A 23,858-nucleotide genomic window follows, 5' to 3' on the forward strand; every position below is an offset into this window, starting at 1 on the left:
ACCGCGCCATCAAACAACTCAACAACCTCGGCTACAACGTCACCATCACCCCGGTCACCGCAGCCTGACCCACCAATACTTTCGTATTAGTTGGGTACGCGTGGGGAACGCAAAAGACCCGCACCGGCGAACCGGTGCGGGTCTTCATTTGTGCGCCCAAAGGGATTCGAACCCCTGACCTTCTGTTCCGTAGACAGACGCTCTATCCAGCTGAGCTATGGGCGCATTTCGTGTGATTCTCGGCGGTCTGTTTCTCTGACCCCCTCGAACCTCAATAAACTTTACAGAAGTTCATGTGAAGTTCCAAATCGAAAAGCTGTAATCTAGCTAACTAGACCGGTCTAGGTGACCTTCGTCACTTAAAACGAGCATCTTGAAACGCAGATCCTTGAATTTCCGCGGTTTTTGTTTTTTGTTCCCTGGTTGTCCGATGTCTGACAGCGGATTGGTCTGGTCCGCGCCCCCTATCGTTTAGGACACACCACCGAACCCTAGGGAAGGGAACCGCAATGGGCGATCTGGCGCGACTGCCGCTGCTTGAGAAGGCACCTACTACGCATGCACGCCTGCTGGCCTGGGTTGAGGAAGTAGCCGAACTGACCCAGCCGGACCGCATCCACTGGGTTGACGGTAGCGAAGCAGAAAACAAGAAGCTGACCGACGAACTCGTTGAGGCCGGCACCTTGAAGCGCCTCAACCCGGAGACGTTCCCGAACTCCTTTGCGGCGTTCTCCGATCCGGCAGACGTTGCCCGCGTCGAAGAACAGACGTTCATCTGCTCCGAAAACGAGCGCGACGCAGGCTTCACCAACAACTGGATGGCCCCGGCCGAGATGAAGCAGAAGCTGCGCGGCCTGTTCGCCGGCTCCATGCGCGGCCGCACCATGTACGTCATCCCGTTCGTCATGGGCCACCTGGATGCCGAAGACCCCAAGTTTGGCGTTGAGATCACCGACTCCGCCTACGTTGTGGCTTCCATGCGCATCATGGCCCGCATCGGCACGGACGTCCTGGACCGCATCACCCAGACTGACGCCTTCTTCGTTCCGGCCCTGCACTCGCTCGGCGCCCCCCTCGAAGCCGGCCAGGCCGATGTTGCGTGGCCGTGCAACCCGGAAAAGTGGATTGTCCACTTCCCCGAAGAGCGCTCCATCTGGTCCTTCGGCTCCGGCTACGGCGGCAACGCCCTGCTGGGCAAGAAGTGCTATGCACTGCGTATCGCATCGGTCATGGCCCGCGACGAGGGCTGGCTGGCCGAGCACATGCTCATCCTCAAGCTGACCTCCCCGGAGCAGAAGACCTACTACGTCTCCGCTGCTTTCCCGTCCGCTTGCGGCAAGACCAACCTCGCGCTGCTCGACCCCACCATCAAGGGCTGGAAGGTTGAGACCCTGGGTGACGACATCACCTGGATGCGCTTCGGCAAGGAAGGAGAACTTCGCGCCGTCAACCCGGAAGCCGGCCTGTTCGGCGTGGCTCCCGGCACCGGTTGGGGCACCAACCCCAACGCCATGCGCGCCATTGCCAAGGGCAACAGCATCTTCACCAACGTTGCACTGACCGACGATGGTGGCGTGTGGTGGGAAGGCATGACCGAGGAAACCCCGGCCCACCTGACCGACTGGCGCGGTGAGTCCTGGACCCCGGACTCCGACAAGCCTGCCGCCCACCCGAACTCCCGCTTCTGCACGCCGATCGACCAGATCGACATGCTGGCTGAGGAATACTTCAGCCCCGAAGGCGTGGAGCTCTCCGCAATCCTGTTCGGTGGCCGCCGCAAGACCACCATTCCGCTGGTCACCGAGGCCCGCGACTGGTCCAACGGCATCTTCATGGGTTCCACGCTTTCCTCGGAGACCACCGCTGCCGCCGCCGGCGCAGTTGGTGTTGTCCGCCGCGACCCCATGGCCATGCTGCCGTTCATCGGATACGACGCCGGCGACTACCTGAACCACTGGGTCAACCTGTCCGCCAAGGGCAACCCGGAGCGCCTGCCGAAGATCTTCCTGGTCAACTGGTTCCGCCGCACTGCCGAGGGTAGCTTCGCCTGGCCCGGCTTCGGGGACAACGCCCGTGTGCTCAAGTGGGCCATCGAGCGCCTCGAGGGCAAGGCCGACGCAGTGGAGACCCCGATCGGCTTCGTTCCGACCGGCGACTCGATCGACCTCGAAGGCCTGGACATGACCCCGGCAGAAGTTGAAGCCGCGGTTCGCGTTGACGCCGACGAGTGGGCAACTGAGCTCGCCTCCATCGAGGAATGGTTCGCCAACTTCGGCGGATCCCTCCCGGCGGCGCTCCAGTCCGAGCTGGATGGCCTGAAGAGCCGCCTGGCCTAGACCCCTTAGGGACAACGGCGTCCTTAAGTGCACGACGACGGCCTGTCACCTTTCGCTGGAAAGGTGACAGGCCGTCGTCGTGGTTTAGGCGTTAGTTGGCGAGCCAGACGTCCGGCCCGAACACTTCGTAGTGGATGCGGGTAGCCGGGATACCGGCCTCGATGGCTTCGTCGCGGATCTTCTTCATGAAGGGCAGCGGGCCGCAGAGGTACAGCGAAGCATCCGCGGGCAAGTCGACTTCGCGCAGGGACATGAATCCTTGTTTGGCACCGGCCTGGGGGGTTTCGAGCCACAGCTGGAGTTCGGCGTCGATCCTGGCCGCGTCCGCGGTCATCTGGCCGCTGAGGGCCCAACTGTCCAGGGACCGTTCGGCGTGCAGAACCAGGACGTCACGCCCGGTGCCGGCATCGGCGAGGGAGCGCAGGATGGAAGCGGTGGGGGTGCAGCCGATCCCCGCCGAGGCCAGGATCACGGGCCCTTCGCCTTCCTTGAGCGTGATCTCGCCGTACGGGTTGGAGATTTCCAGGATGTCGCCGGGCTCGACGGCGGTGTGCAGGGCGGTGGATACCTCGCCGCCGTCGTTGAGCTTGGTGGTGAAAATGCGGCTGGTTCCGGCGCTGCCTGACAGGGAATACTGGCGGACTTGGCGGAGGCCGTCGGGCAGCGTCACCTTGACGCTGACGTACTGGCCGGGCTTTGCCGCGGTGACGGGAGTGTCGTCCGCCGGTTCCAAGGTGAAGGTCATGGAGTCCTTGCCCGCGGCTTGCTTGGACACCACGCGCCACGGGGTCCACATCCGGGTGTTGGCCTGGGCTGCGTAGAGGTCCTTCTCCAGCTTGATCAGCGCATCGGCCATGAGCCAGTAGACCTCGGTCCAGGCCTCGGCGATCTCTGGAGTAATGACGTCGGCCAGGTCGGCGGCGATGGCTGCGAACAGGTGCTCATAGACCACGCCGTACTGCTCCTCCGTGATACCCAGGGAGGCGTGCTTATGGGCGATGCGGGAGAGTACCTTTTCCGGAAGGGTGCCCGGGTTGTTGACCAAATGCGTGGCGAAGGCTGCGATGCTACCGGCCAGCGCCCTCTGCTGTTCCCCCGAGCGCTGGTTGGAGCGACTGAACAGGCCGTCCAGGAGTTCGGGATGCGCCGTGAAAAGGCGGTTGTAGAAATCCGCGGTGATTTCTCCGATCCGCGATCCGACCAGCGGAAGAGTGGCTTCAATGACGGGGCGGGACTTTTCCGAGAGCATGGTTCTCCTGGGGTTGGGGTCCGGCTGGGTTGTCCGGACGTGAGGCGTAAATATGCGTATTTGAAATACGTGTATTTACACCTCAATTTCTACTCCTCGTAGAAAAGATGTGCAAATCGCGACGCAGCGTGTCGCGGAGGGGTCTTACGGGGCGGCGACCGTGGCTTCGGTGGCGGGGGAAATTCCGGCCTGGAACTGTGGCCGCAGCCCAATGGTTTGGAACACCGGGGCCATCTGCCGGGCATGCGGCAGCGACGCAATCACCACGCCATCGAGTTCCCGGTAGAAGGCTTCCCGCGCCCGTTTCATGGCGTGGCGGAGCCCGCATTCGGTGAGGAGGGGGCAGTCGCCGTTGGGGGACTGGCACTCGGCAGGGTCCTGGCGGCTGTCGAGTTGGCGCAGCAGTTGGCCCACGGTGGCTTTGCGCCCGGAGGCGTTCAGCCGGGAACCCCCAAGCCGTCCGCGTTCAACATCGATCAGCCCCAGCTCACGCAGCCTGACCATGGCCTTGCTGACGTGGTTGTATGGCGTGCCAACAGCATCCGCCACAGCCTGCGTGGTCAACAGCGTTCCGTCAGGAGCTGCGGCCAGGACCATGACAGCGCGGAGGCTCACATCTGCGAACGCGTTGATCTTCATGGCATTTGCCTAACGTCGTGAGGTCTAGTCCACCCAGACGGTGGACTCATGGGTGTCTGCTTCCATGGCACCGAAGGTGAAACCGTCATTGGTTTGCGTGTAAGGAACGATGGCGGCCAGGACGCCGCCATCCCGGTGCTCGGCTGCGCCGGTGATGCCGTCCGATCCATGGTCCGGCAAGGATACGTCATAGGCAATGGCCACGGCGCGGTAGCCGTCACGGCCTTGGCGCAACAACTCCTGGACATCGGCCAGCATTTGTTCCGCGTCCAGCTCGCCGTTCTCATCCGGCTCGTTTGGGGTGACCAGGACAATCCGGAGCTCGCCGTCGTGGGACAGCGTGATGCCGAAGGGGAGGAAGCCACCGTTTTGGAGCAGGTGTTCCTGGGCCGTGCCAATGGCGGTGCCCAGGGTGTCGCGGAGCTCGCGGTCCTGGTCAGGGGTGGGGTCTTGTCCGGCCGGTTGCCCCGTTGCTTGAGGTTCTTGGCTCATGGTGTCAGTTTTCCTCTGCGTTCCTAGCCCCGGACGATTGCCAGGACGCGGTCGCGGATCTTTTCCATGGTGGCGTGGTCCTTGGCTTCGGCGTTCAGCCGGAGGAAGGGCTCGGTGTTGGAGGGGCGGAGGTTGAACCACCAGCTGCCGTCTTTGGCGCTGAAGGTGCTGCCGTCCATATGGTCGATCTCGATGTCTTCGGAGGCGAAGTCAGCGCGGACGCGTTCCACAGCGGCGGCCTTGTCCTCGATTTCCGAGTTGATCTCACCGGAGGAAACGTAGGGCTCGTACTGGCGGCCGAGCTCGGACAACGGACCGTCCTGCTCACCCAAGGCGGCCAGGACGTGCATGGCTGCCAGCATGCCGGTGTCTGCGTTCCAGAAGTCACGGAAGTAGAAGTGTGCCGAGTGCTCTCCACCAAAGACCGCGCCCTCTTGGGCCATCACTGCCTTGATGAAGGAGTGGCCCACGCGGGTACGGACCGCCCGGCCGCCGTCCTGGGCCACGAGTTCCGGCACGGCCTTGGATGTCAGCAGGTTGTGGATGATCACTGGGGTTTCCTCGCCGGCTGCCTTCGCGCGTGCGATCTCCCGGCGGGCCACCATGCCCGTGATGGCCGACGGCGATACAGGCTCGCCTTTCTCGTCGACCACGAAGCACCGGTCGGCATCGCCGTCGAAGGCCAGGCCAATGTCCGCGCCGTGCTTGAGGACAGCTGCCTGGAGGTCGCGCAGGTTTTCCGGTTCCAAAGGGTTGGCAGGGTGGTTCGGGAACGAACCATCCAACTCGAAGTACAGCGGCACGATCTCAAAAGGCAGGCCGGGGAGCAGCTTGTCACCCAAAACTGCCGGGGTGGTCAGGCCGGCCATGCCGTTGCCGGCATCGACAACAACCTTCAAAGGCCGCGACCCGGAAAGGTCCACGAGCTTGCGCAGGTACTCGGCGTAGTCCTTCAGGACATCCCGCACGCCGATCTGGCCGCGCTTGGCCGCGGCAGGGATGCTGCCCTGGTTCAGGTACTCCTCGGCGAGGGCCTGGATCTCCTTCAGCCCACTTTCGGAAGAAATGGGCTGGGCGCCGGCCTTGGCCATCTTGATGCCGTTGTACTCGGCCGGGTTGTGGCTGGCGGTAAACGTGGCGCCGGCGGCGTTCAGCGCACCACAGGCGTAGTAGAGCTCGTCAGTGGAAATCAGATCCAGCAACTGAACGTCCGCGCCACGGGCAGCAGCGCCCTTGGCGAACGCCTGGCTGAACTCCGGCGAGGACGGACGCATATCGCCACCCACCAGGACCGTCTGGCCCTCAAGGCCAAGGACATCAATGAAGGCAGCACCCACGGCCTGGACAATCTCAGCCGTAATGGATTCCCCAACGATGCCCCGGACGTCGTACGCCTTGAAGGAAGCCGAGAGGTCGAAAGTCTTGTTCTGCTCGCTAGTCACGCGCTCAATCCTACTGTGGCAGTGCAAATGGGCAGGAACCGGCGCAGGGTACATGTGGATAGACGTTGTCCACATAGCCCGTCGACGGGGTCCTGGCCGTCAGGGCCGGCTGCAATACTGGGGTACATGGCCTCCAACCCCCACATTTCCTCTGTTTCCGTGCAAACACCTACCCGTGAGCAGGCCCTCGCCTGCCTCCGTGAGCTCGTGGGACACCCGGAGGCGGAGTTCCACGACGGCCAGTTCGAGGCCATCGAGGCTTTGGTAGACGGCGGGAGGCGGGCACTGGTGGTCCAGCGCACCGGTTGGGGGAAATCCGCGGTCTACTTCGTCTCGTCCCTGTTGCTGCGCAGGCGCGGTGCTGGCCCCACCCTGATCGTCTCGCCGCTTCTGGCGCTGATGCGGGACCAGGTTGCCGCCGCAGCGAGAGCCGGCGTGCGGGCGGTGGCCATCAACTCGGCCAACGCCCTGGAATGGGACTCCGTGCTGGAACAGCTCGCAGCCGACGACGTTGACGTGCTGTTGGTGTCCCCGGAGCGGCTCACCAACCCCTCCTTCCGGGAGAACCAGCTTCCTGAACTGATCAGGCGCACCGGCCTGCTGGTGATCGATGAGGCCCACTGTATTTCGGACTGGGGGCACGACTTCAGGCCCGACTACCGGCGGATCGCGGACCTGATCGCCCAGCTTCCGCCGAGCGTGCCCGTGCTGGCCACCACCGCCACGGCCAACTCCCGCGTGGTCCATGACATCGAAGAACAACTCGGCCAAGGCGTCCTGACCATCAGGGGAGCACTCGGCCGGGAATCCCTGCGGCTCGGCGTGCTGAACCTTGAGAACTCCCGGGACAGGCTCGGCTGGTTGCTGACCCACCTGGCGGACCTGCCTGGCAGTGGAATCATCTACACCCTCACAGTCTCGGCGGCCGAGGACACTGCGAGGCTGCTCGCCGAAGCCGGGCACAACGTTTTGGCCTACACGGGCAGGACGGACCCCGCCGAACGGGAGCGCGCCGAGCAGCTCCTGAAGGACAACCAGGTCAAGGCCCTCGTTGCCACGTCCGCGTTGGGCATGGGCTTCGATAAGCCGGACCTCGGATTCGTTATCCATTTAGGGGCGCCCTCCTCGCCCGTGGCGTACTACCAGCAAGTGGGCCGTGCCGGACGTGGGGCAGCCAACGCCGATGTCCTCCTGCTTCCGGGCTCCGAGGACCGCGAGATCTGGCAGTACTTCGCCACGGCCTCCATGCCCTCAGCGGAAAAGGCTGCGGCCGTTCTGGATGTCCTCGCGGATGCAGGATCTGCACTGTCCACGGTTGCACTGGAAGCCCGCGTGGACCTGCGCCGGACACCACTTGAGTTGCTGCTCAAGGTCCTGGCCGTGGACGGGGCCGTGGAGCGCGTGGGCGGGGGATGGCGGTCCACCGGCCATCCGTGGGTCTATGACGCCGAGCGGTACTCGCGCATTGCCGAGGCCCGGGTGGACGAGCAGGACTCCATGATCATCTACCAGGACACCTCAGGGTGCCGCATGGAGTACATCACCTCCGTGCTGGACGACGAGACCGCGGCACCGTGCGGACGTTGCGATAATTGCGCCGGACGCTGGTTCCCGGATGATATTGCAGCGGCCGCGGTGGACGCCGCAGGACAGACCCTGCGCAGGGTGGGCATCGCCGTGGAACCCCGCCTGCAGTGGCCGTCCGGGATGGACCGGCTGGGGGTGCCCGTCAAGGGCAAGATCAAGCCGGATGAGGGCGTCGCTGAAGGGCGTGTCCTGGCCCGTCTCACGGACTTGGGCTGGGGAGGTGCGCTGCGCGAGCTCTTCGCAGCAGGAGCTGCTGACCGCGAGGTGGACCCGGCCATGCTCCAGGCCTGCGTGCAGGTGCTGCGCGAGTGGTCGGGTGCGGATGGCGGAACTGCCTGGAGCGGGGTGGGCCGGCCTGCCGCCGTGGTGAGCCTGCCCTCCAGGAGCAAGCCGCAATTGGTGGACTCCCTGGCGCGGGGAATCGCAAGTATCGGCCGTATGCCCTACCTGGGGTCCCTGCAGCCACAGCATGGCGGACCCGCGGGATCCCGCGGGGGCAACAGTGCCTATCGGCTTGCGGGAGTTTGGGACCGGCTGGTGGTGGGCCCCGAACTGGGCCAAGCGCTCGCCGGAACAGCTGGGCAACCGGTACTCCTGGTGGATGACCTTGTTGACAGCCGCTGGACCATGACCGTGGCCGCCCGGGCCCTGCGGTTGGCGGGTGCGGGGCCGGTCCTTCCGCTGGCGTTGGCGCAGGCTGGGTAGTAGGTCCTGGTGCGGCTGCCGCAGCCTGCAGCGGGGCTGCCTCCTGGAACGTAAGGCTGTGTCATTTTGTGATCGCTCCCACATTGTCTCTATAGGATCGATGAAACACGCCAGATAGCCCCGCGCGGGCCGTCCATCCTGACTTGGACCGGAGCAATGACCACAGATTCGAACCAGACCGACGCTGCCACCGCCACGGAGAGCACTTGGCAGCCGAGGTTGGCGCTGCTGGTGGCCGCAACGTTCTTCATGGAATTCCTCGACGGCACCATCCTCACCACGGCCGTCCCCAGCATCGCCTCCGATTTCCGGGTCCCGGCCGCCGATGTGAACATCACCATGACGGCCTACCTGGTGACGGTGGCGATGGGCATCCCGTTGAGCAGTTGGCTCGCTGAACGGTTGGGGGCGCGCAGGGTGTTTTGCCTGGCCATCGCTGTCTTCACCGTCGCGTCGCTGCTCTGCGCCGTCAGCCAGGACCTGACCATGCTCACCCTGAGCCGCATTGCCCAAGGTGCCGGGGGAGCCATGATGGTTCCCGTGGGCACCTTGGTGGTGCTGCGGGGAACGCCGAAATCCGAACTCCTCCGGGCGACGGCTTTCCTCGTGTGGCCCGGACTCCTGGCACCGGTCCTGGCTCCCATGGTGGGCGGGGCGCTGACCACATTCCTGTCCTGGCACTGGATCTTCATCATTAACCTTCCGCTGGGCCTCGCAGCCTTCATCGCGGCATTGCGGCTTGTGCCGAAGACCGCCGGCGACGGAAAGCGCAGGCTGGACTGGTTCGGGCTGTTGCTGACCACGCTCGGCGTCGGCGCCTTGGTGGTAGGGCTGGAAACCCTGGGTGGCCACGCGCCTGGGTCCGTTGCCGCCGTCGTGGTTGGTGCGGGCGTCTTGTCGCTTGCTGGTGCCGTCTGGTGGATGGCGAAGGCCAAGGTACCGCTGTTCAACCTGAGCGTGTTCGGGACCAGGACGTTCCGGGCCACGTCCACTGGTGGGTTTATCTACCGCCTGACGATCAGCTCCGTGCCATTCCTCCTGCCCCTCATGTTCCAGGACGGTTTCGGCTGGGATCCGCTGAAGGCCGGCGTCATGGTGGCAGCCGTCTTTGTGGGCAACATCGGCATCAAACCCGCTACCACTCCGCTGATCAGGCGCTTCGGTTTCAAGGCAGTGCTGGTATTTGCTTCGTTTGCCTCCGCGGTCACGTTTGCCCTTTGCGCGTTCCTTACCGCGCAGACACCCGAGCCGGTCATCTTCGGACTCCTGCTCCTGAGCGGTGCCTTCCGGTCCATCGGATTTTCCGCCTACGCTTCCGTCCAGTACGCGGACATCATTCCCGAACAGTTGCCCTCCGCCAACGCCATTTCAGCCACCCTGGTCCAACTGGCGGCGGGAGCGGGAATCGCCGTCGGAGCCCTGTTCCTCCGGTTGTTCGACGCCACCCATCTGTTCGGCGCCGAACATGTGACCGCCTACAAGGGGGCGTTCCTGGCCATGGCCGTCCTGATGCTTGTCAGCACGATCGACAGCCTGACGCTGCACCGCCATGCGGGAGCCGAAGTCAGCGCTGGCTCCCGGCGGTAGATCCGGACCCCATAACCTGACCGCGGAGCGCTTAAACGCAAAAGGTCCCGGTTCGAAAACCGGGACCAATTCGCGGAGACGGGGGGATTTGAACCCCCGGTCGAGTTTAACCCCGACCCTTCATTAGCAGTGAAGTCCATTCGGCCGCTCTGGCACGTCTCCAATCCGCTATTGCTAGCCCACCAAGGATACGCAGAACCGGCGGCCCAGTGCAAAACAGGCCAGGAGCGTCAGTTGCTTCCGGCCAGCGCCCTCCACAGGAAATGGTTGCTCCGGGCCTGGAGGGCGGCCGCCTGCCGGTTGTCCGACGCTCCGGCATGGCCGCCTTCCAAAGCTTCGTGGAACCACACGTTGCGTATGCCCATGGCCTGCATGCGGGCTGCCATCTTGCGGGCCTGGACGGGGCCAACCCGGTCGTCGGAGGTGGCGGTCCAGATGAACGTCTCCGGGTATTCCACGCCGTCGTGCAACAGGTGGTACGGGGAGAAAGTACGGATGAACTCCCACTGCGCTGGAACGTCCGGGTCGCCGTATTCGGCAATCCAGGAGTACCCGGCGGAGAGCTTGGAGTAGCGGCGCATGTCCAGCAGCGGCACTCCGCAGGACACCGCACCGAACAACTCCGGGTACTGGGTGAGCATGTTGCCTACCAGCAGCCCGCCGTTGGAACCGCCCACGCAGCCGAGGCGCTTCCGGCTGGTGACTCCACGGGAGATCAGGTCCCGGGCGACGGCAGCGAAGTCTTCGTAGGCACGGTGACGGTTTTCCTGGAGCGCAGCGCGGTGCCAGGACGGACCGTATTCGCCGCCGCCACGGATGTTGGCCACCACGTACACGCCACCCCGGGCATGCGAATCCGGCCCGGTGGTGCGGCGCTCCAACCAGGCACGGCCCACTGTTCCGCTGTACGCGGGGGTGCGGGACACTTCGAATCCGCCGTAGCCGGAGAGCTGAGTGGGGTTTTGGCCGTCCAGGACCAGGTCTTGCGAGGCCACCTGGAAGTAGGGGACACGGGTCCCGTCAGCGGAAACGGCGAAGTGCTGCTGGACCTCGTACCCGGCCTCATTGAAGAACGACGGCGATCGCTTCACCTCTTCGTGCTGGCTGTTGACACCCCCGGTACGCCCGGAGTCCAGGGAATACACGGCTTCCCCGGAAGTCAAAGTGCCTCGGGTGAGCGTGGTGGGCGTCGTGAAGCCCGTGGCCACCAGCCAATAGTCGTTGCCGGCGCCGGATTCATCCTCGTCATCCACGGCGTAGGCGTTGACGTCGTGGAGGGGCGGGCAGGCGTCCAAGGTGCTGGAGGCCCAGGACCCGGCAGAGTCGAGGTGGCTGGGGTCCAGCACGCGGATTTCCGAGGAAACATCGTGCAGCAGGTTCAGCAGGAGGTAGTCCCGGGTCCAACTCCAGGACTGGAGGGACGTGTGCTCGTCCGGGGTGAAGAGCACTACCACCTCGCGCGACCCGGCGAGCCACGCGTCCAGGTCGGCTGCCAGGAGCGAGCCTGCGGGGTAGGCAACATCGGCCAAGGACCAGTCCTTCTGGGGCCGGAACATGAGCCACTCCCGGTGCGCACTGATGTTCACGTCCGTGGGTACCTCGATGGCCACCCACGAATCGTCGCGGAGGAGCCACGTGCTCCGGTTGTAGAAGTCGATGTAGTCCACGGCGAAGGTCCGCTCGTAGCCCGGAGTGGCGTCGTGGGCCACCATGGCGAGCATGTGGTCTTCGGGGATCTCGAAGACCTGCTCCGCAGATGCCAACGACTGCCCTCGGCGCAGCTTCACGGCGGTGCGGGCGTAGGAGGACGACGTAGCCGGGAGGCCGTCTGCCGTGCTGGAAACGAGCAGCGTATCGGCATCGAGCCAGCTGACGTTGCCCTTCGCGGTTGGCACGTCGAAGCCGCCCGCCGCCGGGTCCACAAAGGTGCGGGTCTCGACGTCGAACTCGCGGTACCGGTTGGCGTCGCCGCCGTCGGGGGAGAGCGAGACCATCGCCAGGCGGTACTCGGCTCCTGGCGCGGGACGCAGGAACCCGGCACCGTGGAAGACCCACTCCACCCCCTCGGCCTCGGCGAGGGCGTCAACGTCCAGCAGCACATCCCAAACAGGTTCGGACAAAAGGTAGCTTTCCCACGTAGTGCGGCGCCACAGGCCCTTGGGGTGCTCCCGGTCCTTCCAGAAGTTGTAGTAGAAGTCGCCGCGTTTGTTCACCATGGCGATCCGGTCCGTGGAGTCCAGGACTTCGAGGATTCCGGCCTCCACGGCGGCGTAGTCGGCGTCTTCCAGCAGGTCCTCCGTGCGGGCGTTCTGCTCGCGGACCCAGGCCAGCTGCTCTTCGCCGTGGATGTCTTCCAGCCAGACGTTCTCATCCGTCGGTTCCGCTGCCACATCGGCGGCGTGGCGGGGTCCGGTAGTGGGGCGGTCTTCGGGGAGGGGCGTCTGATCAGCTTCTGTGGTGGTCATCGCCCCATCCAAGCAACTCTTTTCACGGGGAAGCAAGTCACACGGACGTTAGGCTTGAGCGTGGCTAAATCGCAAATCATCCGTGTTGCCCTGGTGGGGGCGGGCCCCCGCGGGACCAGTGTGCTCGAGCGGCTGCTCGCCAACTGGGCCGCCGCCACGGACCAGGCGATTGTGACCGCAACGCTCCACATCCACGTTATTGATCCTTACCCGGCCGGGTCGGGCCATGTGTGGCAGCCTGACCAGTCGCGGCTGTACCTGATGAACACCCAGTCGTTCTATCCGACGCTCATTCCCGAAGATCCCGAACTCGCGCCGCCCTTGGCCGGGACGACGTTCGACGAATGGCGGGTCACCCGGCGTCGTGATGGCCAGGGGCTGAACCAGGCCGAAAAGGCGGAGCTGGCCACCCTCGAGTCGGACAACTTCCCCAGCCGTGCCATCTACGGACGCTATTTGCGCCAGACCCTCGCGGAGCTGCTGCAACGGCTGCCCGACGGCGTCGAGGTCACCTTCCATGAAACCACCGCCATTGCGGCGCGGCCGGTTGGTGACATGTTCGACGTCGAACTGGCCGACGGCGGTAGCCTCACCGTCGGTTCGGTGGTCCTTGCGCTGGGGCACATTGAGTCCCGTTTGAACCCTGAGCAGCGCTCTTTCGAAACCGCGGCGCGGGAACAGGGCCTGCTCTATTTCCCGCCCGCTCCTCCGGCCGATGTGGACTGGACACGCGTTCCGGATAACGAGCCCGTCCTGGTCCGTGGCATGGGACTGAATTTCTTCGACGTGATGGGGCAGTTGACGGAAGGCCGCGGCGGCAAGTTCGTGGACTCGGTGGCTCCCGGGACGGGTACGCTCGAATACCGGCCCTCCGGCCGCGAACCGAAGATCATCGCCGCCTCACGAAGGGGCACCCCGTACCGCGCCAAGGCCGGGCTGTCCGGCTACTACGCCACGAGCATCACGCTCCGGTACCTCACAGAGGCCGCCATGGACCGTTTCAAGGCCGCTGGAATCCAGCCGGGCTTCGATCACGACCTGTGGCCCCTCCTGCACCGCGACGCCCTCTGGGCCTACTACGCCACGCTGGCGGGATCGCAACCAGCGGCGATCCGGGATCCGGAGCAGTTCCTCGCGGACCTGGAAGACGCCTTGCAGCCCCACGCCCACGCGACGGGCAACTGGGAAAGCGCCGTGGGCGCGCTCGTGGAAAAGCATGTTGCGGCCTCCCGCCGACTGAACCTGAAGGGGCTTGCAGCACCCTTGGCCGGCCGGACGTTTGCCTCACGCAGGGAGCTGGACAAAGCCATCACGGACTACCTCGACGACGACGCACGGCGCTCCGCGCTGGGCGAATCCGACCCCGTGAAGATGGCCATCGGCGCCCTGCACACCGGCCGGGCGATCCTCAAGACGGTGGTGGCCGACGGCGGCATCACGGATGAATCGTGGGTGGCCGAGTTGCGGGGCTGGTTCGAATCATTCGTGGAGGGGCTGGCCAGCGGACCTCCGGCGCTGCGCTCGGAACAGTTGGCCGCCCTGGCGCGTGCCGGCGTCGTGAGTTTCGTGGGACCGGACCCCAAGTTCAGTGTTGATCGGAACGCCAAAGTGTTCCGCGCTTTTTCGCCCTGGGTCCGTGACGTTCCCGCGCAGGCGCGGACGCTGATCGAGGCGATGTCGCCGGCGAACCGCGTGGGAATGAACATCTCGCCGCTCCTGGAACAACTGTTGGCGGACGGCCTGGTCCGGACGAAGATCATGATGAGCGTCGAGGGGACTCCGGTGCAGACCACGGGCCTGGACGTTGAACCGCATCCTTACCGTCCTGTGGCGGCGAACGGTTCGGTGACCCGGGGGATGTATGTTCTGAGCCTTCAGTTGTCCGCCACACAGTGGGGAACGGCCATCGCGGCCGAGGCACGGCCCACCAAGGGCAGGGCGTACAGGAGCGGGCAACGGACCCTCCGCGATGCCGACGAGATCGCCCGCAGCATCCTGAAGCTCTGAACGGCGTCCCCGAGCGCGCGCTTGCGTGAACCACCACGCCTTAGCTACTGTGTGAGCTGCATCACCGGCAAGGTGGTGCGCGCTAGTGATCCGTGGCGGGAGAGTCCTGCCGGTACATCCCGTCAGGCGCCGTAGGAGCAAACCCTCCCCAGGAATCTCTCAGGCACCCTGTACCGCCGCGGCGAGGCAACTCTGGAAAGCAGTCCGGGATTCCCGGGCTCACCGAAGGTGCAAGCGGTGCTGCGTGCGCGCAGAACGCGGAAACTCTCAGGTCAATGACAGAGCGGGGAGGAACCCGAATCATCGTGGTACCCAAAAGGTATCGCCTGAACAATGGAGTTCCTCATGACGATTCAGCGCCCGCCAACAGACACCAGCCCAGAACCCCACCTCGAACGCCAGCTCAGCAACCGCCACATCCAACTCATCGCGATCGGCGGTGCCATTGGAACTGGCCTCTTCATGGGCTCGGGCAAGACCATCTCCGCGGCCGGCCCGTCGGTCATTTTCGTCTACATGATCATCGGCTTCATGCTGTTCTTCGTCATGCGGGCCATGGGCGAACTACTGCTGAGCAACCTGAACTACAAGTCCTTCAGCGACTTTGCCGCGGACCTCCTGGGCCCCTGGGCAGGCTTCTTTACCGGCTGGACCTACTGGTTCTGCTGGGTCATCACCGGCATTGCGGACGTGATCGCCATTGCGGGCTACTCCAAGGAACTCTGGCCCGGCCTGCCTCTATGGATTCCGGGGCTCATCACTATCGGCATCCTCCTTCTGCTGAACCTGGCCACCGTGAAGGCCTTCGGCGAGACGGAATTCTGGTTCGCCCTCATCAAGATCGTGGCCATCGCAGCGCTCATCATCGTGGGCCTTTTCATGATCTTCAGCGGCTTCCAGTCCGACGCCGGCCCGGCCAGCTTCACCAACCTCTGGTCACACGGCGGTTTCTTCCCCAACGAGTTCATGGGCTTCGTGGCCGGCTTCCAGATCGCGGTCTTCGCGTTCGTTGGCATCGAACTGGTAGGTACCACCGCCGCCGAAGCCAAGGATCCGGAGAAGAACCTGCCCAAGGCCATCAACTCCATCCCCATCCGCGTGCTGCTCTTCTACGTGGGTGCCCTCATCATCCTGATGTCCGTCACGCCGTGGACCCAGTTCGCTGCCGGACACAGCCCGTTCATCGCCATGTTCTCGCTGGCGGGCCTTGGCGCGGCGGCCACGATCGTGAACCTGGTGGTGCTGAGCTCCGCGATGTCGTCGGCCAACTCGGGCATCTATTCAACCTCCCGCATGGTCTACGGCCTGGCACAGGAAGGCGACGCACCCGCGGTCTTCAGCGCGCTGTCCGGACGCAAAGTACCCCGCAACGCACTGTTCCTGTCCTGCGTCCTGTTGCTGTCCGGCGTCGTGCTCATGTACGCCGGCCAGGACGTTGGCAAGGCGTTCGACATGGTCACCACCGTCTCCGCCGTCTGCTTCGTGTTTGTCTGGTCGATCATCCTGGCCAGCTACCTGGCGTTCCGGAAGCGCCGGCCGCAGCTGCACGATTCTTCGAAGTTCAAGATGCCCGGTGGCGTGGTGATGGTGTGGGTGGTGTTCGCTTTCTTCGCCTTCATTCTCTGGGCGCTGACCACCCAACCTGACACCCTCATGGCGTTGCTCGTGACTCCGGTGTGGTTCCTGGCCCTGGGCGTAGCGTGGGCCATCCTCCGCAAGAGGCCGACGCACCTTGCACGGTACGAGCACTTCCGCACCGAGCTGCAGAAGGACGCTGAGCGGGCACCGGAACCCGTCCGCAACTAGCCCGTTCAAACAAAGGAGCCCCTCACTGATGTGAGGGGCTCCTTTGCTGCTTTGAAGGGTGTTTAGCCCCTCAGGCACTTCTGGTACTCCAGCCACGCGAACGCGTAGCGGAGCCAGCCCACAATGTCGTACCACTTGGACGGTTTAGTGGGAGCGGTGCACTGAGGCGGGTTCGGGCCGCTCGCTGCCACCTTGACCAGCGCCTTGACCGTGGTGCCACTTTCGACGGCGGTGAGCACCACGGTGCCGGTCCCTGCGGCTGCCGCTGCAGGAACCTTGAGGCTGACGCTTGCGGCACCGGACGCCACGGGAACGTCGCCCAGGGCCACGGCGGCCCCCTTGGCATCAATGAACACGGCCTTGAGCGTCTTGTTGGCCGGGCTGCCAATGGAGGTCAGGTCCAGTTTGGACACCGCCAGCGTGATGGCGTCGCCTGCCTTGACCTCCGCGGCGGTGGTGTTCGCCACTGCCACTGAGCGACGGGCAAAGTCCGGCGAAACCGGGTTGTGCGCCTGGAGATACTTGATCCACGCGTCGCGGTCCACCAGGCCGGTGTCCTTGGTGTCGCTGCCTTCCTTGAACACCCGGAAGTTGTCACCGCCAGTGGCAAGGAAGCTGAACGTCCCGATCCGGTATTGCTTGGCCGGATCAAGCACGGCGCCACCCACCCAGATGCCGGTGATGCGGTCACCCGCTGGGCGTGCGGCGTCGTAGGTGTAGTTGACGTTCTTGGACAGGCCCAGCTGCTGGTAGGGGCGGCTGGGCACCGTGCCGTCAGGGTTGGTCTGCCACTGCTGTTCCAGGAGCGTCTTGAACTGGGCACCGGTGAGCGTCGTGGTCCAAAGGTTGTTCACGAACGGCAGCACCGCATTTGCCTCGGCGTAGGTGATGGTTCCGTCCGGGGCGTAGTACAGCTCGTTGCGGAGCCCGCCGGGATTGACGACGCCGATCTCCGCCGCGCCCAGTTCAGGAGCCTTGAGCGTATCCACCAGTGAGTCCGCCACGAGGTTGCCCAGCGTGGATTCGGACGCGCGGTCGTCGCGCTTCGGGGCACCGCCGGCCGGGTCCGGAGTGAAAGCCGTGGTGATATCGGCGGTGACCGCGCCCACCGGCTGGTTGCCGATCTCAGCGGCGTTGGCCAAGGCTTTGTCCACGATCGTCTTGACGGCTGCGACGCGCGGGTAGGCGGCGACGAGGCTTTCTGCCGTGTCCGTGGTGCGGTCCACGATCGATGCCTTGTACGCCGTGACCGACTTGGAAGCCGTGTCGATGGTCAGCGTCACGCTGCCCACGTTCTCGCCGTAGTTTCCGGTCTGCACGATCGGACGGGTCTTGCCTGTGGGCTGTCCGTTCGAGTCCAGGATGGGCGCATCCCAGGCATATTCCTTGTGGGTGTGCCCGGTGAAGATCGCGGCCACGTCCGGGGAGGTCTCATTGACCAGCTTTGCGAACGGGCCGCCGGCTGCCACTTCCTGCTCCAAAGTGGCGCCTTCGGGCGTTCCGGACGCGGCGCCGTCGTGGTTTTCCACGATGATCAGGTCCGCCGCGTTGTCAGCCTTGATCTTGGCCGCAACCCGGTTGATGGCCTCCACCGGATCACCGAATTCCAGGTCTGCGATGCCCGCAGGCGTCACGAGGGACGGAACTTCCTGCGTCACGGTGCCGATCACGGCAACCCGCAAGCCGTTCATCTCCAACACCTTGTACTCCGGCAGGACCGGGGTGGTGGTGCCCTTTTCATAGACATTGGCGCCAAGGTAGGCGAACTTCGCGTTGTTGCCCCCGGCGATGACGCGGTCGCGCAAGTCTGCCCACCCGCCGTCGAACTCGTGGTTGCCAACTGCGGAAGCCTGCAGTTCCAGTGTGTTCAGCACGTCGATAGTGGGCTGGTCCTTCGCCACCGAGGAAGCGAAGAGCGATGCCCCGATGTTGTCGCCTGCCGAGATGAACGCCGTAGCGCCGGGAGCTGCTGCTGCCCGCAGCTTCTCCACGGTTCCTGCGAAGAGCACCGTGTTGGTGTCGATGCGGCCGTGGAAATCGTTGATGCCCAGGAACTGCAGGTCAACGCTTGCCGGTGCATCCGGTGCCAGGTCCAGGCCCACCACCACAGGATCGTGGTCGCTGGCACGGAACTCGTCTGCGGCATAGTAGTTGGTCACATTGTTGTTATACCGGCTGTACTCCAGTGCCACGGACTCCACGGAGTTGATGTTCCAGATGTCGGTTCCCGTCACGGTCTTATGGGCCGCGGGGGAAGCGAGGATGTGGTCCAGGGAGCCCACCATTCCGCCGAAGAGGTAGGAGTGCTTGTTGGTTCCGGCTTCAAGGTCGGTGTAGCCCGCGCCCGTGAGGACGTTGATGGGATCTTCCTTGGCGTAGGCGTTGAAATCGCCGATCAGGAAGACCTTGTCCGTGCCCTTGCTGGCCTGCAGGTCCTTCGAGAAGGCCAGCAGCGATTCCGCCTGCTTGGTGCGGGCGATGTTGGAAGCGCCTTGGCCCTTGTCGGTGTCGTCCGGGGTGGCCGCGGAGCCCTTCGACTTGAAGTGGTTCACGATCGCGATGAACTTCTTGTCATCGGCCGCACCTACCGGCTTGAAGACCTGTGCCAGGGGCTTGCGGGCACTCGCGAAGGCAACGGTGTCGTTGTGGATGATGGATTCGCCCACAGGTTCGGCGGTGGCCTTCTTGTAGATGAATGCCGTACGGATCATGTCCTCGTCGCTCAGCGGGGGAGCATTCGCAGGAGTGCGGACGTAGTCCCAAACACCGGGCGTCTTGGCGTTGAGGGCATCAACCAGCTTGGACAGGGCGTCGTCGCGGTTCTTGCCGAACTGCGCCGAGTTCTCGATTTCCTCAAGGGAAACGACGTCTGCGCCGGACTTGGTGATGGCGGCAACGATCTTGTCCTGCTGGCGTTGGAGGTTCTCTGCGTTGGCCGCACCGCGGGCGTTGCAGCCTTCCTTCACCGTGATCGGGTTGCCGGCGCGGTCTGTGTAGAACACGCAGCCACTGAGTTGGTCACCGGTGGTGGGGAAGTAGTTCAGCACGTTGAAGGACGCCAGCTTGAGGGTGCCGCCAACATCTGCCGGGCCCTCGGGCCGTGAAGCAGTGAACGTGGCCGGCTGTACCGAGTCGGCATTCCCCGGGGTCAGGGCCGTAAGTGGCTGGAATTTCCAGGAGTTGTTGCCATAGCCCAGGATCACGTCGGTCCTGAACGTGGCAGGTGAACCCACCCGGACAGGATCGGTGGTGGTCAGATACGGGAGTTGCTGGGCCTTGGTGGTGGCGTCCTTGAGGAAGTTGGTGGACGCGCCGTCGTCGAGCTTGATGCCGCGCATCGCGTTGTCAGCCACCACCGCCGCGTACTCCGGCGAACCGTAGGCGGCTACCGCCGTCGGCTGTACCAGAGGCGAGGTCCCGGCAGCGAGGCCGATTTCCCCGTACTGGTTCAGGGAGTAGTTGTCCGTCACGGTGAACGTGCCCTGCGGTGAAACGAGCATGCCCTCGAAAGCCTCCCGGGCTGCCTCATTGGCGGGGAGCGCGAACGGCGCTGCCTTCACCTCCGGCGCGGCCTCGGTGAGCTTCTTGAGTCCCGCGGTGTCCACGGTGATCTGGGTTTGGTTCGCGAATTCGCTCACGACGCCGGTCAGCTCCAGGTAGTCGCCTGGCTGTACCGAACCCGCCGTCGTGGGGGAGTAGACGAACACAGCGTCCGACGCCGTCCTGGCCGCCCCGCCGTTGTCGCCGCCGGTTCCGGGGGTCTGGACGTAGTAGCCGTTGAAGCCGCCGGTGGCGTAGACCGCGGTCACCTTGCCACGCGTGGTCACCGTGCTGCCGACCAGCGGGCTGGCAGCGCCGGTGCCTTGGATCTCGGCGATGGTCTTGGTGCCGGTGCCCGGCTCCGTTGGCGGGGTGCTGACGCCGCCGGACGCCGTGGGCGTGATGGACGCGCTGAGGGTGAAGTCGGCAGCGTTGGAGTCTGTGTCAATGCCGTTGGTGCGGTTCAGGCTCCGCACGTCCGTGTTTCCCGTGGGCGCCGCTGCGGCCGCGGTTTCGAACGTATTGGAGCTGCCGTAGCCCAGCAGGTCCGCGATGGCCGCATTGCCCGTCACGGAACCCGAGGCAAGTGGCGATACCGCGGTGCCCTGCTTGGCCAGGATCAGTGTCCCCGCGGTGCCGCTCGGGTTCAGCGTTCCCGTGGCCTGGACGTCGGCCGGTGGAAGGGCCGGGGCAGTGGACGTGCCGCTGTTGGTGGCGCCTTGGATCAGGAAGTAGCCCCTGGCCGGGATGCTTCCTGTCAGTGCAGTGATGCCGGTGGGTGCAGCGGTTCCCGTGGCCGAACGGTACTGCAAGGACCAGCCGGCCAGGCTGACCGGTGAGTCGGAGGAGTTGTACAGCTCAACGAACTTGTTCTTGAACGCTGCTCCGCTGCTGCCTCCACTCAAGTAGGCCTCATTGATGACCACAGGTGATGTGCCTGGGGTGGGATCATCGGCTGCGAAGGCCGGAACGGCCGTCAGCGGGGCCGCTAAGAGCCCCGCCGACAGGACCGTGCCCGCCAAGAGTTTCCAATTCTTATGGTTCATCCGCTCTAACTTTCATCAGGGAGCCCTGTAGGGCTCTATGGACGACGCCCACTGTCTTGTGCAGGGGGCGTTTTGCCGGAAGTTACTCCCGGGTAAAGCTGCCTCGGACAAAGCTGAACACGAACGGATGAATAAGGAGTGGCTTGCCGGTGGCCGGAGGGTTGCCCCGGTCACCGGCAGGAACTACTTGGCAGCGCCTTTCAGCGTGCCAGTGACGGCAGCACCGGATGCGCCGCCGATGAGGCAGACGATTTCGCGGTCCTTTTGCTTCCAGGTTTGGCTGCTGGGGTAGAAATAGGTCATATCCAGCGTCGACTCGTCATAGGGAATACCAACGAACGTCGCGAATTCTGCGCCGCAATACTCTTCCGACTGCGCTTGCACCTCGGACTGGCCCGGGTAGGAGTCAGCCACGATGTTCTTTGCCGCGAACGCTTCAAGATCGTGGCTTTGCTCGCACGGAATGATGGACACATCCTGGAATTCGTCGCTGGATGGCTGGGCCATGCAGTCCCCGACCTTGACCTTGAAGGCGTCAGCGACAGACGTCTCGGTGGGGCGGCCGGATTCGTCCCGCTTGGCATCGCCGCTGCTGATGAGTGAACATCCAGCGAGTGCCAGGGATGCAACGCCGAGCACGGCGGCAGCCTTGATGGTTTGTGAAAGGTGAAGCAATTCCGGTCCTCATTCCCAGAAGGACCACAGCCTGGTTTTTCGAAGGGTGCGGTCTAACGATGGGGGACCAGAAACTATGCCCACGCCGAACGATCCCCCAGACCCGGGAGTGGGCAGGTCCTGCCGGCCATCCTTGGGTAGGGGATGGCCGGCACGACCCGAAAATCAAGAGTCTAAGCCGTCTGGCCCAAATCCTGGATGACCTTGAACGTGGCGCCTGTTGGATCCGACAACGTAGCCAGGCGTCCGAACGGAGTGTCCTCGGCTGCTTGGACCACGGTGGCGCCAAGTCCCAGGGCCTGCTCAACCGTGGCGTCCGTGTCCTCTACGGCGAAGTACACGCTCCACATGGACGGCACCTGCTCTGGAAGGAAACCAGCGGCGTCCATGATCCCGGCCTTGGCGTTGTCGCCGGCGCCCAGCGTGGTGTACCGGAACTCCGGAGTGTCGCTCATGACCTCCGTTTCCCAGCCGAACACGTTTTGGTAGAAGGACACAGCGGACTCGTAGTCCTTGGACAGGAGCTCGTGCCAGGCGGGCGTTCCGGGCTCGGCCGCGAGTTCGTAGCCCTTCATCTCACCGAATTGCCATGCTCCGATGGAGGCGCCGGAGGAGTCGCCGTACATGGCCATGCTGCCCTGTTCGGGAACGTCCATTGGTTCCAGGAAGACCTGGCCGCCATTCGCGGCAGCGGCTTCTGTGGTGGCTTTGATGTCATCCGTGCGCAGGTAGGTGGACCAGAGGTCCGGCATGGTGCCCATGTCTTCCTGCTTCTGCATGATGCCGGCTACGAGCTTCCCGTCCTTGGACGCGGTGATGTAGCCGCCGTACTTCTCTTCGTCTCCGGTCTCATAGGTCCAGCCGAAAAGCGCGTTGTAGAAGGACTTCGCCTTCTCTGTATCGGACGTCATCAGGTCGATCCAACACGGCGAACCGGCGGTGATATCGGGCGTAGGCATGTGTAGAGCTCCTGTTGTCAGGCCGCGGCAAGCTCCGCGGCTGATGGTGTAGTGGTGGAGACACGAAGAACACTATGCGGGGGCTCTGACACTTTTCAACGAAAAATGCCCCGGATCAAAGACCCGGGGCATTCGCCTGGCGGAAGGTAAGGGATTTGAACCCTTGGTACGGGGTTACCGCACACTGGTTTTCAAGACCAGCTCCTTAGGCCGCTCGGACAACCTTCCCTGCCTAGTAGTGTTTCATAGGGAGTTGGCTGTACCAAAACATCACGTGCTTCCCGTCCCGGCCCCGGGTCTGGAAGTGCCAGCAAGAATCCGGGAGTTCGTCATGAAAGCCGTCTACATTTCCCAGCCAGGCGGGCCCGAAGTCCTCGACGTCAGGGAAGTCCCGTCTCCGGTGCCCGGCGAGGGCGAGGTGCTGATCGACGTCGTGGCCGCGGGGCTGAACCGCGCCGATGTGCAGCAGCGCCGCGGTTTCTACCCGCCGCCCCCTGGCGCCTCCGAGGTTCCCGGCCTTGAGGTTTCCGGCAGGATCGCCGGGTTCGGCCCTGGAGTCACCAAAGCCTTCTCGCTGGGGGACAAGGTTGTGGCCCTGTTGGCGGGCGGCGGCTACGCCCAGCAAGTGGCCGTTCCTGCCGAACAGGTACTGCGGCTTCCCGACGGCGTTGACCTGGTCACCGCGGCCGCTTTGCCCGAAGTGGCGGCCACCGTCTACTCGAACCTCATCATGACGGCGCAGCTCCAACCCGGCGAAACTGTGCTCATCCACGGTGCCACGGGCGGCATTGGAACCATGGCCATCCAGATGGCCAAAGCGTACGGCGCCAACGTGGCCACCACCGCGGGCACTGACGAAAAAGTAGGCACCGCCAAGGCGTTCCTTGGTGCGGACATCGCCATTAATTACTCCCACGAGGACTTCGTCGAAAGCCTCAAGGCGCAAAACGGTGGCAAAGGCGCGGACGTGATCCTCGACGTCGTGGGTGCCAAATACCTGCAGCAGAACGTAGACGCCCTCGCCGACTACGGCCGCCTGATCATCATCGGACTGCAAGGCGGCGCCAAAGCCGAGATCAACCTGGGGCAACTGGTCAGCAAACGGGCGGCCGTGATCGGCACGGCCCTTCGTCCGCGGCCCGTGGCCGAGAAGGGCGTCATCATGTCCGCCGTGCGTGAGGTGGTTTGGCCCATGCTCGCCGACGGTCGGATGAAACCGCTCGTGGCCAAGTCCTTCCCGCTGGACCGCGTGGCGGAAGCCCACGAGTACTTCGATTCCGGCGAGCATGTGGGTAAGGTCCTGTTGCTGCTCTGACCGGCACC

The 23,858-nt window shown here is 64.4% G+C and carries 14 protein-coding genes, 3 tRNA genes and 1 riboswitch; of the genes, 6 read left to right on the top strand and 11 right to left on the bottom strand.

Going from position 1 to position 23,858, the window contains the following annotated elements:
* Positions 1-151 precede the first annotated feature (151 nt).
* A tRNA-Arg gene (locus ACH488_RS18500) sits at positions 152-225 on the bottom strand.
* A gap of 284 nt (positions 226-509) precedes the next feature.
* Between ACH488_RS18500 and ACH488_RS18505 the strand changes: the two genes are divergently transcribed.
* Complete coding sequence (locus tag ACH488_RS18505; RefSeq protein ID WP_397326016.1) at positions 510-2,336, top strand: phosphoenolpyruvate carboxykinase (GTP); 1,827 nt, start codon at positions 510-512, stop codon at positions 2,334-2,336.
* A 91-nt stretch (positions 2,337-2,427) separates the two neighbouring features.
* On the opposite strand, the gene ACH488_RS18510 is transcribed toward ACH488_RS18505, so the two are convergent.
* The 4 genes from ACH488_RS18510 to ACH488_RS18525 form a co-directional block, all read right to left on the bottom strand.
* Positions 2,428-3,585, bottom strand: a complete 1,158-nt coding sequence (locus ACH488_RS18510) for a globin domain-containing protein (RefSeq protein ID WP_397326017.1) — start codon at positions 3,583-3,585, stop codon at positions 2,428-2,430.
* 144 nt (positions 3,586-3,729) lie between these two features.
* The gene (locus ACH488_RS18515) at positions 3,730-4,224 is read right to left on the bottom strand and encodes an RrF2 family transcriptional regulator (protein ID WP_397326018.1); all 495 of its coding nucleotides are present in this window, start codon (positions 4,222-4,224) and stop codon (positions 3,730-3,732) included.
* A 24-nt stretch (positions 4,225-4,248) separates the two neighbouring features.
* On the bottom strand, positions 4,249-4,716 hold the full coding sequence (locus tag ACH488_RS18520) for a hypothetical protein (RefSeq protein ID WP_397326019.1): 468 nt from the start codon (positions 4,714-4,716) through the stop codon (positions 4,249-4,251).
* A 23-nt stretch (positions 4,717-4,739) separates the two neighbouring features.
* The gene (locus ACH488_RS18525) at positions 4,740-6,158 is read right to left on the bottom strand and encodes a phosphomannomutase/phosphoglucomutase (protein WP_397326020.1); all 1,419 of its coding nucleotides are present in this window, start codon (positions 6,156-6,158) and stop codon (positions 4,740-4,742) included.
* A 126-nt stretch (positions 6,159-6,284) separates the two neighbouring features.
* Here ACH488_RS18525 and ACH488_RS18530 point away from each other — a divergent pair, with 126 nt between their 5' ends.
* A complete protein-coding gene (locus ACH488_RS18530) occupies positions 6,285-8,450 on the top strand; it encodes a RecQ family ATP-dependent DNA helicase (RefSeq protein ID WP_397326021.1) in 2,166 nt (721 codons plus the stop codon).
* A gap of 156 nt (positions 8,451-8,606) precedes the next feature.
* Positions 8,607-10,037, top strand: coding sequence for an MFS transporter (locus tag ACH488_RS18535; RefSeq protein WP_397326022.1), 1,431 nt, complete (start codon positions 8,607-8,609; stop codon positions 10,035-10,037).
* Positions 10,038-10,110: 73 nt separating this feature from the next.
* On the opposite strand, the gene ACH488_RS18540 is transcribed toward ACH488_RS18535, so the two are convergent.
* A tRNA-Ser gene (locus ACH488_RS18540) sits at positions 10,111-10,199 on the bottom strand.
* 68 nt (positions 10,200-10,267) lie between these two features.
* Entirely contained in the window at positions 10,268-12,502 is a 2,235-nt protein-coding gene (locus ACH488_RS18545) for a prolyl oligopeptidase family protein (protein ID WP_397326023.1), read from the bottom strand.
* 60 nt (positions 12,503-12,562) lie between these two features.
* Here ACH488_RS18545 and ACH488_RS18550 point away from each other — a divergent pair, with 60 nt between their 5' ends.
* Both ACH488_RS18550 and cycA read left to right on the top strand, forming a co-directional pair.
* On the top strand, positions 12,563-14,509 hold the full coding sequence (locus ACH488_RS18550; protein WP_397326024.1) for an FAD/NAD(P)-binding protein: 1,947 nt from the start codon (positions 12,563-12,565) through the stop codon (positions 14,507-14,509).
* A gap of 86 nt (positions 14,510-14,595) precedes the next feature.
* A riboswitch (glycine riboswitch) is annotated at positions 14,596-14,695 on the top strand.
* Between the two features lie 159 nt (positions 14,696-14,854).
* Entirely contained in the window at positions 14,855-16,315 is a 1,461-nt protein-coding gene (gene cycA / locus ACH488_RS18555) for a D-serine/D-alanine/glycine transporter (protein WP_397326025.1), read from the top strand.
* 62 nt (positions 16,316-16,377) lie between these two features.
* On the opposite strand, the gene ACH488_RS18560 is transcribed toward cycA, so the two are convergent.
* The 4 genes from ACH488_RS18560 to ACH488_RS18575 all read right to left on the bottom strand — a co-directional run bounded on the left by ACH488_RS18560 (position 16,378) and on the right by ACH488_RS18575 (position 22,763).
* Complete coding sequence (locus ACH488_RS18560) at positions 16,378-20,901, bottom strand: ExeM/NucH family extracellular endonuclease (protein ID WP_397326026.1); 4,524 nt, start codon at positions 20,899-20,901, stop codon at positions 16,378-16,380.
* A 183-nt stretch (positions 20,902-21,084) separates the two neighbouring features.
* Entirely contained in the window at positions 21,085-21,576 is a 492-nt protein-coding gene (locus ACH488_RS18565; protein WP_397326027.1) for a septum formation family protein, read from the bottom strand.
* Positions 21,577-21,749: 173 nt separating this feature from the next.
* Positions 21,750-22,535 carry a VOC family protein gene (locus ACH488_RS18570; RefSeq protein WP_397326028.1) on the bottom strand — a complete coding sequence of 262 codons (786 nt, stop codon included), beginning with the start codon at positions 22,533-22,535 and terminating at the stop codon, positions 21,750-21,752.
* Positions 22,536-22,672: 137 nt separating this feature from the next.
* A tRNA-Ser gene (locus tag ACH488_RS18575) sits at positions 22,673-22,763 on the bottom strand.
* 103 nt (positions 22,764-22,866) lie between these two features.
* Between ACH488_RS18575 and ACH488_RS18580 the strand changes: the two genes are divergently transcribed.
* Complete coding sequence (locus ACH488_RS18580; RefSeq protein WP_397326029.1) at positions 22,867-23,850, top strand: NAD(P)H-quinone oxidoreductase; 984 nt, start codon at positions 22,867-22,869, stop codon at positions 23,848-23,850.
* Positions 23,851-23,858: the final 8 nt, after the last annotated feature.

The organism is Paenarthrobacter sp. NPDC018779 (genome assembly GCF_044391085.1).
Lineage (GTDB): Bacteria > Actinomycetota > Actinomycetes > Actinomycetales > Micrococcaceae > Arthrobacter.